This is a genomic window from Micromonospora sp. NPDC018662 (genome assembly GCF_044391475.1).
Taxonomy (GTDB): Bacteria; Actinomycetota; Actinomycetes; order Mycobacteriales; family Micromonosporaceae; genus Micromonospora.
The window spans coordinates 696,994-711,931 of record NZ_JBISAC010000003.1; the positions used below are offsets into that span (position 1 = coordinate 696,994).

Annotated in this window: 11 protein-coding genes; 2 read left to right on the forward strand and 9 right to left on the reverse strand. The window is 74.7% G+C overall.

The features are described 5' to 3' along the window. Positions 1 to 41 precede the first annotated feature (41 nt). A complete protein-coding gene (locus tag ACH495_RS12715; protein ID WP_396857860.1) occupies positions 42 to 506 on the forward strand; it encodes a barstar family protein in 465 nt (154 codons plus the stop codon). 70 nt (positions 507 to 576) lie between these two features. On the opposite strand, the gene ACH495_RS12720 is transcribed toward ACH495_RS12715, so the two are convergent. From ACH495_RS12720 to ACH495_RS12760, 9 genes are all read right to left on the reverse strand, one after another. Next, positions 577 to 1,296 (reverse strand): HD domain-containing protein, encoded by a 720-nt coding sequence (locus ACH495_RS12720; RefSeq protein WP_396857861.1) that lies wholly within the window; start codon positions 1,294 to 1,296, stop codon positions 577 to 579. A 47-nt stretch (positions 1,297 to 1,343) separates the two neighbouring features. Continuing rightward, on the reverse strand, positions 1,344 to 4,703 hold the full coding sequence (locus ACH495_RS12725; RefSeq protein ID WP_396857862.1) for a hypothetical protein: 3,360 nt from the start codon (positions 4,701 to 4,703) through the stop codon (positions 1,344 to 1,346). 95 nt (positions 4,704 to 4,798) lie between these two features. Continuing rightward, complete coding sequence (locus ACH495_RS12730; protein WP_396857863.1) at positions 4,799 to 5,209, reverse strand: ATP-binding protein; 411 nt, start codon at positions 5,207 to 5,209, stop codon at positions 4,799 to 4,801. Positions 5,210 to 5,401: 192 nt separating this feature from the next. Next, positions 5,402 to 6,781: a polysaccharide lyase family 1 protein gene (locus tag ACH495_RS12735; protein ID WP_396857864.1), complete on the reverse strand. Its 1,380-nt coding sequence runs from the start codon at positions 6,779 to 6,781 to the stop codon at positions 5,402 to 5,404. Beyond that, positions 6,774 to 7,979: a Gfo/Idh/MocA family protein gene (locus tag ACH495_RS12740; RefSeq protein ID WP_396857865.1), complete on the reverse strand. Its 1,206-nt coding sequence runs from the start codon at positions 7,977 to 7,979 to the stop codon at positions 6,774 to 6,776. The genes ACH495_RS12735 and ACH495_RS12740 overlap by 8 nt, the downstream gene beginning before the upstream one ends. A gap of 67 nt (positions 7,980 to 8,046) precedes the next feature. Further along, entirely contained in the window at positions 8,047 to 9,537 is a 1,491-nt protein-coding gene (locus ACH495_RS12745; protein ID WP_396857866.1) for a mannitol dehydrogenase family protein, read from the reverse strand. Continuing rightward, entirely contained in the window at positions 9,528 to 10,829 is a 1,302-nt protein-coding gene (locus ACH495_RS12750) for an enolase C-terminal domain-like protein (protein WP_396857867.1), read from the reverse strand. The genes ACH495_RS12745 and ACH495_RS12750 overlap by 10 nt, the downstream gene beginning before the upstream one ends. Further along, positions 10,826 to 12,259 (reverse strand): glucuronate isomerase, encoded by a 1,434-nt coding sequence (gene uxaC / locus ACH495_RS12755; protein ID WP_396857868.1) that lies wholly within the window; start codon positions 12,257 to 12,259, stop codon positions 10,826 to 10,828. Before uxaC ends, ACH495_RS12750 begins: the two co-directional genes overlap by 4 nt. A 15-nt stretch (positions 12,260 to 12,274) precedes the next feature. Further along, positions 12,275 to 13,603 (reverse strand): Gfo/Idh/MocA family protein, encoded by a 1,329-nt coding sequence (locus ACH495_RS12760; protein ID WP_396857869.1) that lies wholly within the window; start codon positions 13,601 to 13,603, stop codon positions 12,275 to 12,277. A 238-nt stretch (positions 13,604 to 13,841) separates the two neighbouring features. Here ACH495_RS12760 and ACH495_RS12765 point away from each other — a divergent pair, with 238 nt between their 5' ends. Next, positions 13,842 to 14,888 (forward strand): LacI family DNA-binding transcriptional regulator, encoded by a 1,047-nt coding sequence (locus ACH495_RS12765; protein WP_396857870.1) that lies wholly within the window; start codon positions 13,842 to 13,844, stop codon positions 14,886 to 14,888. The last annotated feature ends 50 nt before the right edge of the window (positions 14,889 to 14,938 follow it).

Consider the following 14,938-nt stretch of genomic DNA (forward strand, 5'->3'; position numbering starts at 1 on the left):
CGGGCGTGCTCCGGCCGGCGACGCGGGAAAAGGACGGACCGATGGGTGCCGCGTCCCCGCCGCCGGCCTGGCTCACGCTCGACGCCGGGCCCGCGCCCGAGCCGGCCGGCGTGCCGGTGCCCGGCCCGGCCACCCGTACCCGGGCGGCCCTGCACGAGACGCTCGCCGAGGCGCTGTCGCTGCCCGACTGGTACGGCCGCACCTGGGACGCCCTCGCCGACGTGCTGGCCGACCGGATCGACTCCGGGCCGCTCACCCTCGTGGTCCGGGACGCGGCGAACCTGCTCGCCGACGAGCCACCCGCCCAGCTCGGCACGCTGCTCGACGTGCTCGGCGCGGCAGCCGCCGGCGGTCACGCCACCCTGCGGGTGGTGCTGCGCGAGCACCCGGAACACCTGCCCGCCCTGCGCGCCAGAGTCGCCGCCGCCCTAGGCGCCCCGCCCGTTCCCACCCACCCCGCCCCACCCCACCCGTCCCGCCCGCTCTTTCACGGAAAGAGTGGCTAATCCGCCGGAAATGGCCACTCTTTCCGTGAAAGAGGCCGCGCCTGGGGTGGGGGTGGGGGTGGGGGCGGGGTCAGGGTTGGGGGTCGAGGATGGCGCTGAAGCGCTCCTCGGCGAGGTCGAGCTGGGCGAAGATGTGTTGCTTGACCGGTGCCGACAGGGGCGTGTCGGGGCGGGCGATCAGCTCGCGGAAGACCGGCACCAGCGGGCGGTACTTGGCGGCCGACCGGGCCACCTTCGGGCCGACCGTGTGGATCACGCCCACGCCGTTGTCGGTGAAGTCGGACACCTTGATCACCCGCGCCCAGGGCTCCCGGTCCAGGCTGGCCGCCACGTGCTCCCGGTACTGCGTGTCCCGGTCCCGGTCCCGGTCGTACGCCGGGTTGGTGACCGCAGCGACGAGCCGCGCCACCCGCGGGCCGAACCGGTCGGCGAGCGCGGCCAGCGCCGCCGTCGTCACGTCCCCGTCCGGCGGCGGGCCGGCCAGCTCGGCCGGGTGGTCCTCCACCGCGTCGTGCAGCAACCCGGCGACGATCACGTCCACGTCCCGCACCTGGTAGTGGTGCATCATCCGGATCGCCACCCGCAGCAGGTGGTTCAGGTACGGCTCGCGGACCCGCCGGTCGTCGCGGTGCAGGTCGGCGGCGAGGTCCAGCGCCTCGGTCAACCGGTCACGCGCCGCGTCGTCGAACGCGGCGACCTCCAGCCGGAAGCGGGCCAGCAGACCGGGCTCACCGTGGATCTCGGTGATCGCGTGCATCGGCATGCTGGCGAGGTACGCGGGGAACTCCATGCGTCCCTTATAGCTGATCTTCGCTCGCCGTGGAGGTCGGCTGGCCGTCAGCGGCGCCAACCCGGCAACTGTCGTTCGGCCATCTGCTGCCAGAACCGCCGCAGCGCGCGGCGTTCACTGTTCTGCCACGGGGCCCGCGCCTGGGCGACGTAGCGCAGGGTGGCCAGGTCGCGCTGCCGGGCGCAGAAGTTCTGGTCCAGGTCGTGCGGCATCCGCTCACCCCGGGCCGGCAGCGGGCAGAGCCGGAACGCGCAGTCGTCCAGGCAGGTGGCGCCCGGATCGCACCGCTGGTCCTCGCGGACGGTCCGCAGCGGCTGCATGGCCGAGCGGTCGTTGGTCAGACAGGGCGGCAGGTCGCAGCGGTCCGCCCGGGCCAGCCGGCTCTCGCGTTCCGCCGAGGTCTCGCCCCGGTCGGCGAGGTTGAGCAGCAGCATGACGTCGGCGAGCAGCCGCTGGGCCCGACGGTCGAGGATGCTCCACCCCATCGAGTCGGGAATCCACAGCCGCTGCTCGCGGCGCAACAGGGGCGAGGCGGTGCACGACCCCACCCGGCTCGCGGTCTCCCGCTCGTCGACCCAGCAGAACCGGTCGGGTCGACGGGTGAGCAGGGCGCGTACGCAGAGCCGCCCGACCTCCAGCACGAACGGGTGCGCCGTGCACCGCTCGCGTCCCGGCACCGCGGCGCCCGCGCTGGCCACCCAGTGCTGCACCAGCCCGTACGGGTTGGCGCCGTGTCCGCGGCGGGGCAGCGGGGTGGCCGGGTCGTCGGGCAGGGAGAGCAGCGTGAGCGCCTGGATCAGGGCCAGGTGGCTGTACCAGAAGCGGGAGTGGCGCAGCGCGTACTCGGCCTTCTCCGCCAGGAAGCTGCGGTCCCACTGCTGGCGGCCGACGGGAAGCCGTCGGGTGTTCGCGGCGAGCCGGAAGCCCTGCGCCAGTGCCATCTCCGCGGAGATGGTGAGCGTGTCGTCGTCCGGGCCGTGCCCGGGCAGCGCGGTCAACCACTGGTGCAGGGCCGCGCCGCTGTGCTGCCGTCGCTCCTCCTCGGACAGGCCGGAGTCCGTGTCGTGGACGGTGGACAGGTGCAGCAACGGCACGACCCAGCCACGCATCTGCTGCTCGCGTCGTTGCCGGCCGTCGTCCGCCCTCGGGTCCGTGACCTCGACCCGGGGGCGGAGCAGGTCGGGCGCGGTGAGGGCGAATGTGGCGTCCATCCCGCCGAGGCCCAGTTCGCGCGCGGCGGCCAGCCGCACCCGGTAGGACAGCTCCCGACCGGCCATCCGGAACAGGTCCGCGTACGGCGGCGCGTGCAGCGCCTGCCGCCGGTCGAAGGCGGGGAACCGCCGCCGGTCGGTGATCAGCCGTCCGGTCTCCCCGACCCGGCGCACCAGGTCGAGCTTGGCCTCGTCGAGCGGCCGGTCCGGCGTGTCGTCCTGATACCGGTGCCAGCGTCCGGCCACCTCGTGCACCAGGTCGGCGTGGTCGGGCCGGGTGCTGCTGGCGTCGATCTCCAGGGCCGCCGCGTAGAACTCCAGTTCCCAGCACCGGTCCAGTTGTTCCGGCGCGCGGGCCCGCAACCGTCGCGTCAGGTCCGCGGCGTCTCCGGCCCGTCGGCGATTGCTCGCCCAGACCTCGTGCAGGCTCGCCAGGACGGTCCAGCCCTGCCCGGAGTGTTCGCCGCGAGGGGCCTCCCGCTGGTCGGCCAGGCACCGGGAGAGCAGGCGCAGCGCGTCGAGCAGCTCCCGGCCCGGTTTCGCCCGCAGGAGACGGGGCAGGAGCGCGTCGCGCACCTGCGGGTCGGTGAGCATCAGGGCGCCCAGGTACGCCTGGACGTCGCCGTGGTGGAACCGGACGCCGTCGCTCTGGGCGTCGACGACGCCCAGTTCGCTGCCCTCGGTCGCGGCGTGGGTGAGCACGTCGCGGTCACCGGGATTCCGGCTCGGCGGCAGCCGGTGGACCAGCGCGTCGAACAGCGGCCGGTGCGGGGAGTCCGCCCGCTCCCAGTGCCCCTCGTCGGTGAGGCCGGCGTAGGTGACCTGGAGGGTGTCGCGCAGGAAACCGACGCAGGCGAACGCCGCGAGCACCCAGAGGGTGCCCTCGCGCTGGCCGGCGTTCGACGCGAAGTCCGCCCGCAGCAGCCCGGCCTGCAGCGCGTCGCGCCACTCCTCCAGCAACGGCCACCGGACGGCGTAGCGATCGGTTGCCCGGGCGGCCACGCCCTGTTGGGACTGGTAGCCCGCGCGGGGGCGCAGCCGACCCTGCCGCTTGAGGTCGCGGATGATCCGCAGGAAGACCGGGGACTCGGTGACGTCGGCGGCGATCACCAGGTCGATCACCGGCGCCCAGGTGACCGAGCCGGGGCGGTCGTCGCCGCCGAGCGCGTACTCCAGCGCCGCCCCCTCACCGAGCGGTTCGAGACCGACGATGATCGCCGGCATCCCGCGCAGCGGGTCGTACGGGCGGGAGGCGATCACCAGCGGCAGGTGGTCGTCGGCGGCCTTGGCGACGGCGGTCCGGATGACGCTTTCCCCGCTGTGCTCCTTGTCCGCCCGGACCGCCTCCTCGAGGCCGTCCGCCAGCACCACGACGTGGTTGCTCCACCGCAGCGTCCGCCACAGCCGACCGCCCTGCGCGTCGCTGACCAGGCGGGCGTCGATCTCCTCCAGGAACCGTTTCCGGGCCATATCCTCGAAGTCGATGTCGTTCTTGTCCTGGACGTCGTGCAGCCGGATCGACACCGGGATGATGCCCCGGCGGGCCAGTTCGCGGGTCAGCGCCACCAGCGTGGCGGTCTTGCCGCTGCCGACGCCGCCCACGATCACGGTGGGGCAGCGGACCCGGTCGTCGCGGATGCGCTCGATCAGGACCTCGCACAACTCCGCGCGCCCGACCACTCGATCGATGTCGTCGCTGGCCGTGCGCACCAGGTCGCACGGCTGGTGCTGCGCCCGCTTGCGATACCACCGGCGCACGTGGATCCGGGTGAACAGATAGAACGCGAAGAACGCGAGCGCCGCCCCGGTGACCGGGGTGAGGAAGCTGGTGATGGTCGCGCAGGACCTGCCCGGGCTGTCGCCGGTCTGCCCGGGCGGGTTGTCGCCGCACGGATGCGGCAGCCACCCGAGGAGGCCGAACGCCCGGTCGAGGCCGAGGTGGTAGAAGAGCAGGTGGACCAGCGGAAAGATGAACTGGGTGGCGGTGAGGACCACCACGGTCAGCGCCGCCACGATGAACAGGACCAGCCACAGCCAGGGGTAGTGCCACCACCGGGCCCGGGTGGGAAAGAGGCCCACGTGCCGCCCGTGGTAGTCGCCGAGATCGCTGCCGAACGTGGTCTGGCCGCTGCGGAAGATCCGCGCCCACCAGATTCGCGGCGTCCAGAGCCAGCCACGCCAGAGCGGACCGCGCATACCTGGCACCCCCCGGACAGCGCCGACGCGAGCGATGCTCACGTCGTCCCGGGTCGAGGCTAACCCGCCTCCGAGCTGCGCAGACGGGGTTTGCGTCAGCCGGTCGGGGTGAGCCGCTTGACCAGCCGTACGCAGGTGCCCTCCGGCGTGCCGACGATGGTCGCCTCGTCCATCACCCGCGCCATGATCAGCCGCCCCCGGCCCCGGTCGCTGTCGTCGCCGTCGTCGGTCGGCCGCCAGGCGCCGCGGTCGCGTACCTCGATCTCCAGCCAGTCGTCGCGCAGCTCGACGCGGAGCGTGGTGATCCCCTCGGGGGCGAAGCGGTAGCCGTGCTCGATCGCGTTGGCGCAGGCCTCGCCGGTGGCGATCAGCACCGTCTCGACGTCCCACTCGCCGACGCCGTGCGCGTGCAGCCAGCCGCGCAGCCGCTCCCGGGTGGGCGCGAGCCGGCCGGGGTCGGCCGGCAGGTCGATGGTGAGGACCCGGCCGGATGTCCCACCCGTCACGTCCGGCCTCCGTCCCGCCCGCTTCTCACCCTCTTGTCCCCGGTGACCGCCGATTCATGCCACCGCCGGTGGTCCCCGTCAAAGGTGATCATCGCGCATCGCGGCCGGCGTGTCAGCCGACACCCCGACGGACGCCGTCGGGCCGGCGTCCGTCAGGAGGGGACACCGGCCCGGTCGCGTGTGGGGCAGCGGTCAGAGCGGGAGCCGGCCGGCGCCCGCCCAGGCGCCGACGACCAGCGGGACCAGCGGTGTCGGCAGCGGCGGGGCGGCGCGCAGGGTGGGCGTCCAGCCGGCGTCGCCGCCGAGGTCCGGGTCGTGCGCGGCGTTGTACGCGGCCAGCAGGTCCACCGGCCGGGCCCGGCCCTCGCCCTGCCGCACCCAGCTCCCGCGTTCGGTGAGCGCGGTGCCGCCCCAGTCGTGGATGAGGTCCGCCGGGTCGACGTCGTCGGCCAGCGTGAAGAAGTTGTTCTCCGCGACGATGGCGGACCGGACGCCGACGCCGAGGGCGTACTCGAAGCCGGGGCCGCCGAGCCGGTAGTGGTTCTCGTGCACGTCCACCTGACCGAACCGCACCCGGGGCAGTCGTTGCAGGTCCCCGTCGAACAGGTTGTGGTGCACGCTGACCTTGAGCCGGTCGACGTCCGGGCCGACCGTGTTGGAGGAGCCGATCAGCATCAGCTTGTCCCGCCCGGCGAACCGGTTCCAGGAGGCGGTGACCAGGCTGGCGGTGTGCGTGACGTCGAGCGAGCCGTCGTGCACCTGGTAGGGCCGGCCGAAGTAGCTCGGCTGCGCGCTGTCCGGGTTGTCGCCGTCGGTGAACGTGTTGTGGTCCACCCAGACGTGCTCGCTGCGCCGCACCGAGATCTGGTCGTACTGGGAGTTCCAGTTGCCGGCGTCGCCGTCGGTGGGGGACCAGGCGGGGAAGCAGTCCCGGGCGTCGGCGAGCTCCAGGTTGCGCACGATCACGTTGGCGACCCGGTCGATCATCAGGGTCAGCCCGGTGAGCCGGGCGCCGCGCAGGCCGACGATGGTGGTGTTGGACCCGACGTTGAGCTGCGTCTGCCGGGTCTGGGCGGCCACCGACCGGATCCGGGCCGCCTCCAGCGGGCCGCTCGGGTCCACCCGGCCCCAGACCGCCGGGTCGTACGCGGCCAGGTAGGCCGGCAGGGAGTACTCCGGGTCGGCCAGGTCGGCGCAGCCGAGTGGCGTGCCGTCGGGCCCTTCGAAGCCGTCGATCGTGCCGGCCACATACACGATCTTGGGGGTGGCGTCGGTGGCGTTTGTGGCGTTGTCGCCGCCGAGCGCGGCGACCAGCTCCGCGCGGGTACGCACCACGCGTACCCGGTCGGCGGTGGCGGCCCCGCCGCCGGTGGTGCCGGCGCCCTCGGCGGCCCAGCCGTCGTTCGCCGGCAGGGCCTGGCGGCCGAGCAGCTTCGCCGCCGACTCCTGGCGGCCGATCGGCTCCGCCGCGCGGGACGACCGCTGCCCGGCCGGCGCGGCCGACGCCGGCGCGGCGGTGGTGACCGTCAGCGCGGCGGTGAGGACCGCGGCGGCGAGTGTTCGTCTACGCATGACTCGTTCCGTCCTGTCTGTCGGGGATGTCGGTACGGAGGTCCACCACGTGCGGCCGGGTCGCCCACGGCACGCCCGCCTCGGACGGCAGCACGCCGGTCTCCGCCGCGTCCCGCAGCACGGCGTTGACGCCCCGGATCACCCGCACCCGGTCCGGACCGTCGCCCACGGGGCGCACCAGGTCGCCATCGAGCAGCGTGGGCTCGGGCGCGTCCCGCAGCGCGTCCAGCACCTCGGTGAACGGCCCGGTACGCGCCAGCGGCACGATCAGCGGCACCCCGGCGGCGCGGTGGTCCAGCAGGTTCGCCAGCAGCCCGACCCGGCCGGGCACGGCGCGCGGACGGGCGTCGCCGGGCAGGCGCAGCCGGTCCGTCGGGTACTCCAGCACCGCCCGTCCCCGCTCGCCGGTGACCAGCACGTCGCCGGCGACGTGCTCCTCGGCGGCCAGGGTGAGCGCGGCCAGCACCGGCGGGCCGGCGTCCGGGGTCAGCCGCAGCACCGTGGTGTCGTCCACCTCGATCGGGCGCACCCGGTAGCGCTCCACCTCGATCCGGGCCGGCCGCACCGGCGCTCCGGTCACCGCCTCGGCCACCGCCAGGCACTGCATCAGCGCGTGCGCGAGCGGGTTGGCCAGCGCGCCGTCCAGCGCCGGCCGGCCGTCCACCGACCGCCGGCCGGCCCACGGGGAGCGGGCGTAGTAGGCGTCGGGACGCTGCCAGGCCGCCATGGTGGCGATGCCGGTGACCGGGCCGAGCCGCCCGGCGGCCAGCACACCGGTCAGCTCGGCCAGCGCCGCCGAGCCGAGCGCCTGGAAGTTGACCTGCACCGCCCGCCCGGCGGCGGTGGCCGCGCCGACCAGCGCCCGGTGCTCGGCCAGGTCGAGCACCGGCGGCTTCTCCAGCAGCAGGTCCGCGCCGGCGGCGAGCACGTCGCGCGCGATCGGCAGGTGGGTGTGCGGCGGCGTGCACACCACCACCACGTCCGGGCGGGACGCGGCCAGCATCGCCCGGTGGTCGGTGAAGATCCCGGTCCCCGGCGGTGTCGGCGCGTCCGGTTCCTCCTCCGGGGGCCGCACGTCGACCAGCGCGACCAGCCGCAGCCGGCCGGCGGCGTGCAGCGCGGCGATCACCCGCCGGTGCCAGCGCCCGTGCCCGTTCGCGCCGACCAGCGCCACCCGAGGCGGCGCGCCCCCGGTCACCGGGCACCTCCGGGGGCCTCGTCGCTCGCCAGGCCAGCGCCGCCGGGCCGGATCGGCGCGTCGCCGGTCACCGGGCACCGGCCAGTGTCGCCCGGACGCCGTGCCGGTCCAGCGCGGTCAGCCAGCCGGTCACGTCCGCCCGGAACTCCTCGTCGGCGGCCAGCTCGCCGGGGAAGACCTCGCGGACCGCGAAGACCGCGTCGACCACGCCGGCCGGGGTGTGTCGACCGTCGGCCAGCGCCGCGCGCAGCCGGTCGGCGAGCGGGTCGTCCAGCGGCAGCGGCCGACCGTCGTCGGTGTGGCCGTGCAGGAACCGCAGCCAGGCGGCCACCACCAGCGCGCTCCACCGCGCCGACCGGCCGGCCGCCCGCAGGTCGACGGCCGTGTGCAGCACCCGCTGCGGCAGCTTCTGCGAGCCGTCCGAGGCGACCTGCGCCGTGCGGTAGCGGATCGCCGGGTTGCCGAAGCGGGCGAGCACCTGTTCCCCGTACTCGGGCACGGAGACGCCGGGCGGCGGGGTGAAGCTCGGCGCGATCTCCTCGGCGACCAGCCGGCGCAGCACCGCGTCCAGGTGCGGCAGCGCCAGCGCGTCGAGCACCGTCTCCGCGCCCGCGAGGGCGCCGAGGTACGCGGTGGCCGAGTGCACGCCGTTGAGCGCGCGCAGCTTCAGCCGTTCCCACGGGCCGGCGTCGTCGGTGAGGACCGCGCCGGCCCGCTCCCAGGCGGGTCGGCCGCCGGGGAAGTCGTCCTCGATCACCCACTGCGACCACGGCTCGGCCGCGACCGCCGCCAGGTCGTCCACGCCGAGCGCCCGTCGGGCGGTCTCCCGGGTCTCGTCGGTGCTGGCAGGCACGATCCGGTCGACCATGGTGCCGGGGCAGGTCACCTGCGCCGCCACCCGGTCCAGCGTCGCGTCGGGCACCCCGGCGAGTGCGAGGCACTGGTCGACGAGCGAGCGCAGCCGGCGCCCGTTGGCCGGCAGGTTGTCGCAGCTCACCAGCGCCAGCGGCCCGGCGTCGGCGGCGGCACGGGCGAGCAGCCCGCGGACCAGCAGCCCGGGCACGGTGCGCGGCGGCCGGTCGGTGGTCAGGTCGGCGGTCAGCTCCGCGTCGGCGGCCAGCGCGCCGGTCACCGGGTCGAGCTGGTACGCCTTCTCGGTGACGGTCAGCGTGACCACCCGGATCGCCGGGTCGGCGAGCAGGCGCACCACCGCGTCCGGGTCGGCGGCGGCGTGCCGTACCCCGGCCAGCGCGCCGACCACCCGGGTGGACGCGCCGCCGGCGGCGAGTGTGGTGACGCTGAACAGCGCGTCCTGCGCGGCCAGCGCCTCGACCACGTCGGTGCTGCGCGGCGCCACACCGATGATGCCCCAGTCGCCGCCGGCCGCGCCGACCGCGGCCTCGGTGTGCACCGCCTGGTGGGCGCGGTGGAACGCGCCGAGCCCGAGGTGGACGACGCCGGCCGGCACGGTGCCGGGGCGCAGCAGCGGCCGGCTCGCCTCGGGCAGCCGGCGCAGCGTGGCCAGCCCGAGCCGGCCGGTGTCGACGGTCAGCGCCATGCCGGTCCCTCCGGGAAGCGGAACTCCGCGATCGACTCCGGCCGCATGGTGGCGCTGTAGCCGGGCGCGGTGGGCAGCAGGTAGCGCCCGCCGCGGGTGCGGACCGGGTCGACGAAGTGCTCGTGCAGGTGGTCCACGTACTCGACCATCCGGCCGTCCAGGCCGGTGCTCACCCGCAGGTGGTCGAAGACCGCGAGGTGCTGCACGTACTCACACAGCCCGACGCCGCCGGCGTGCGGGCAGACCGGCACCCCGAACTTCGCCGCCAGCAGCAGCTCGGCGAGCACCTCGTCGACGCCGCCGACCCGGCACGCGTCGATCTGCATCACGCCGATCGCCTCGGCCTGGAGCAACTGCTTGAAGATGACCCGGTTGGCCGCGACCTCGCCGGTGGCGACCCGGCACCGGCCGCCGGACAGCTCGGTCACCGCGCGGGCGATCCGGGCGTGCCCGAGCACGTCGTCGGCGTGCGTGGGTTCCTCGATCCAGTACGGGTCGACCTCGGCCAGCACCGCCATCGCGGCGATCGCCTCGTCCACGTCCCACACCTGGTTGGCGTCCATCATCAGCAACGCGTCCGGGCCGATCTCGGCCCGGATGATCCGGGCCCGCCGCAGGTCGTCGTCGAGCCGCCCGCCGACCTTCATCTTCATCGCCCGCCACCCCGCCGCGTACGCGTCGCGGGTCAGCGCGCGCACCTGCTCGTCCGGGTAGCCGAGCCAGCCCACCGAGGTGGTGTACGAGGGGAACCCGTCGCGTTCCAGCCCGGCCAGCCGGTCGCCGAGCCCGTCGCGGCCCTTGTCCAGGATGGCCGCCGCCTCGTCCGGGGTGAGCGCGTCGGTGATGTGGTGGAAGTCGACGGTGGCCACCAGCTCGTCGGTGGGCATCTCGGCGAGGAACCGCCACATCGGCTTGCCGGCGAGCTTGGCGCGCAGGTCCCAGACCGCGTTGACCAGCGCGCCGGTGGCCATGTGGATGACCCCCTTCTCGGGCCCGAGCCAGCGCAGTTGCACGTCGGCGGTGAGCGAGCGCCAGAACGCCACCGGCTCGGCGGCGATCTCGGCGACCGTGCGCCCCCGCACGTGGTGGGCGAGCGCGCGGACCGCCGCGCAGGTGATCTCGTTGCCCCGGCCGTTGGTGAAGGTGAACCCGGCGCCGGTCGGCCCGCCGTCGGTGGTCAGCTCCACGTAGGTGGCCGAGTAGTCGCCCCGGTTGATCGCGTCCGAGCCGTCGCCGCTGGCGGCGGTGGGGAAGCGCACGTCGTGCACCTCGACGTCGACGATCCTGGTCATGAGCGCCCTCCGGAGAACTTGAAGACCTGCTTGGGCAGCCGGTACGCCAGATCGACGATGGTCTCGGCGGCCTCGTCGGCGTCGAGGCGGTGCTCGGCGACCAGGCGGGCCAGGAAGCCGGCGTCGACCCGGCGGGCCACGTCGTGGCGCACCGGGATGGAGCAGAACGCGCGGGTGTCGTCGACGAACCCGGCGGTGTTGTAGAAGCCGGCGGTCTCGGTGACCGCCTCCCGGAACCGGCGCAGCACCTCCGGCGAGTCGAGGAACCACCAGGGCGCGCCGAGCCGCAGCGCCGCGTAGCCGCCCGCGAGCGGGGCGAGTTCCCGGGTGAAGGTGTCCTCGTCGAGCGTGTAGAGCACCACTGTCAGCCGCGGGTCGTTGCCGTGCGCGTCCAGCAGCGGTGCCAGCCCGTGCACGTAGTCGGTGGCCTGCGGCACGTCGCCGCCGACGTCGCGGCCGTGCCGGGCGTGCAGCCACCGGTTGTGGTTGCGCACCGCGCCCGGGTGCAGCTGCATCACCAGGCCGTCGTCGAGCGACATCCGGGCGAACTCCAGCAGCATGTGCGCCCGGAACGCCTCCGCGTCGCCCGGGTCGGCGAGGCCGCGCCGGCCCTTGTCGTAGAGCGCCGCCGCCTCCGCCGGCCCGAGATCGAGGGTACGGGCGGTGGGGTGGCCGTGGTCGGTGGAGGTGGCGCCGGCGGCGGCGAAGGCGGCCCGCCGGGCCCGCAGCGCGGCCAGGTAGCCGGCGTACGTGCCGGTGTCCTCGCCGGAGACGTCGGCGAGCCGGTCCACGTTGGCCGCCCAGCCGTCGAACTCCATGTCCACCACGTCGTCCGGGCGGAACGTGGTGACCACCCGCCCGCCCGGCCCGCCCCAGCCGTCGGCGGCGAGCTTGGCGTGCCGGCCCAGGTCATCCAGGGGTGACTCGGTGGTGGCGAGCACCTCGATGCCGAAGCGCTCGAAGAGCGCCCGGGGCCGGTACGCCGGCTCGGCGAGGCGGTCGGCGAGCGCGTCGTAGACGGCGTCGGCGGTGGCCGGGCTCAGTGGCGTGTGCACGCCGAACACGTTCCGGAACGTCTGCTCCAGCCACAGCCGCGACGGCGTGCCCCGGAACAGGTGCCAGTGCGCGGCGAACCGCCGCCAGATGGTCCGCCCGTCGGTCTCGACCGGGCTGCCGTCGACGCTCGGCACGCCCAGGTCGGCCGGCGGCACACCCTGGCTCAGCAGCATCCGGGTCAGGTAGTGGTCGGGCACGATCAGCAGCCGGGCCGGGTCGGGGAACGGGCGGTCCTCGGCCAGCAGCGCCGGGTCGACGTGCCCGTGCGGGGAGATGATCGGCTGCGTGGCCGCCAGGGCGTACAGCTCGCGGGCCAGGGCGCGTTGGCCGGGCTCGGCGGGCAGCAGCAGATCGCTGGGGGAGACGATCGACACAGCGGGGCTCCTCGGTCAGGGCAGGGGAAGCAGGTCGGCGACCCGGACGGGCGCGCCGGTCTCCAGCGAGCGGTTGGCGGCCAGCCCGGTGAGCAGCGCGAGCGCGCCGTCGTACGCGGTCGCGGCGCGGCCGAGCGGGTCGGGTTCGCCGCCGAGCAGCACCCGGGTCATCCGGGCGTCCGCGCCACCGTGCCCGCGCCGGGTCCAGCCGTCCACCGGAATCTCCACCGGCGGCGCCCAGAACGGTCGCAGCGTGAGTCGGGCCGCGCCGCGTTCCACCGCGGCCTCGTCGCCGTGCAGCGCGGCGCCCTTGAGCGCGGACGCGCCGCCGGGGCTGACGTGGTCGCTCTCGGTGACCTCCAGTTCGAGGCGGCCCCGGCTGCCGTTGACCATCACCCGGTAGCCCTCCCAGGGCGCGTAGGCGGTGAGGTGGTAGGTCATGGTCGCGCCGGTGGAGTAGCGGGCCAGCACCGCGAGGTCGTCCTCGATGGTCACGCCGGGGGCGAACACGTTGCGGTCGCGGTGGTAGCCGTCCTCGGCCTCGGCGTCGAGGTACAGCTCGCGCAGCCGGGGGTGCTCGGCCATCCGCAGCGCGAACGGGTCGTCGGCGGCGGCCGGGGCGCCGTGTGCGCGGTCGTAGTCGCGGGCGTAGCCGTGCCGGCGGCCGGTCTCGCCGTAGAAGAACAGCCGGCCGGCCGCGTACACCTCGACCGGCCGGGCGTCCAGCCACCAGTTGACCAGGTCGAAGTGGTGGCTGGCCTTGTGCACGAGCAGGCCGCCGGAGGTGGCCTTGTCCCGGTGCCAGCGGCGGAAGTAGTCGGCGCCGTGCCGCACGTCCAGCAGCCACTCGAAGTGCACCGAGCCGATCTCGCCCACCGCGCCGTCGGCGAGCAGCCGACGAAGCTGCTCGTGCAGGGGGTTGTAGCGGTAGTTGAACGCGACGGTGACGTGCCGGCCGGTCTCCGCCACCGCGTCCAGGATGCGCCGGCAGCGGGGCGCGTCGACGGTCATCGGCTTCTCGGTGACCACGTCGCAGCCGGCCCGCAGCGCGGCGGTCACGTACTCGTCGTGGGTGACGTCGACGCTGGTCACCAGCACCACGTCGACCCGCTCCTTCGCCAGCATGGCGGCGAAGTCGGCGGCGGCGTACGTGGGCACCGGCGGGTGGCCGAGGTCGGCGAGCCAGCGGTTGTGCGCGTCCATCCTCCGCTGGTTGACGTCGGCCAGGGCGACCAGCTCGGCGGTGTCGGCGTGGTCGAGCGCGAGCGCGCGGACGAACATCTCGGCGCGCGCCCCGGCGCCGACCAGGGCGTGGCGGACCCGTTTCCGGGCCGGTGGTGACATGACGTCGGCCTCCCGCGGTTATGCAAAGGTTTGCAGCCGAAGAAACCACGTCGGGCGAGAGGTCGTCAACGGTCGATGGACATCCCGCCCCATGAATCCGCATTGGTGCGTTTTTGTGCGCCCACCGGGAGCGGTACCGCAATCGAGCCGCAACAATGGACCGTTGACACCGGCGCAACCGTTTGCATTAATTGGCGGCACCCCGTGACCCCCACCACATCGGACGAGGGAGCCCACCGTGCCAGCCACCATCCGGGACGTCGCCCGGGCCTCCGGCGTGCACATCTCCACCGTCTCCCGCACGTTCTCGGCCCCGCACCTGGTCAACCCGGAGACCCGGGTCCGGGTGTTGGCCTGCGCGGAGGACCTCGGCTACCGGCCCAACCGGGCCGCCCGGGCCCTGATCACCGGCCGGACGCACAACATCGGCCTGATCGTGGCCGACATCGCCAACCCGTTCTTCCCGCCGCTGATCAAGGCGGCGGAGGGGCAGGCCCGGCACCGCGACTACCACGTGTTCGTGGCCGACACCAACGAGGACGTGGCCGCCGAGGAGGACCTGGTCCACGCACTCGCCAAGCAGGTCGACGGCGTGCTGCTGTGCAGCCCCCGGATGAGCAACAGCCTGATCGAGCAGGTCAGTCGCGAGGTTCCGGTGGTGGTGATAAACCGCCAGGTCGCCGGCCTGCCCTGCGTGATGATGGACGTCGGGCAGGGCGCCCGGTCCGCGATCGAGCACCTGCTCGGCCTCGGCCACCGGCGGATCGCGCTGCTCGGCGGCCCGCGCGGCTCCTGGACCGCCCGGGAGATGCGCCGGGCCGCCTCGGCGGCGGCCCGGGCCGGCGGCGCCGAGCTGACAGTGCTCGGGCCCAACCAACCCACCGAGACCGGCGGCGGCGCGCTCGCCGACCAGGTACGCCGCAGCGGCGTCACCGCCGTGCTCGCCTACAACGACCTGATGGCGCTCGGCCTGATCGAGGGGCTGGACGCGCTGGGGCTCCGGGTGCCGCAGGACGTCAGCGTGGTCGGCGTCGACGACATCGCGCTGAGCCGGCTCACCCGCCCCAAGTTGACGACGGTGGCCACGCCGACCGCGGCCGCCGGCCGGACGGCCGTCGACATGCTGCTGCAACTCGACTCCGACGCGCCGCGTGGCGTGCGGGGCCGGGGCGCGTCGGCCGGCGACCGTCGCACCACCGCACAGGTAATGCTCCAGACCGTACTGGTCGTCCGCGACTCGACCGGGCCCGTTCCCGAGCCCGGTCGGGACGGCACCGGGGCCTGAGCAGGTGGCCCGGGCCCGCATAGCGGTGCGGACCCGGGCGACCCGTGGAC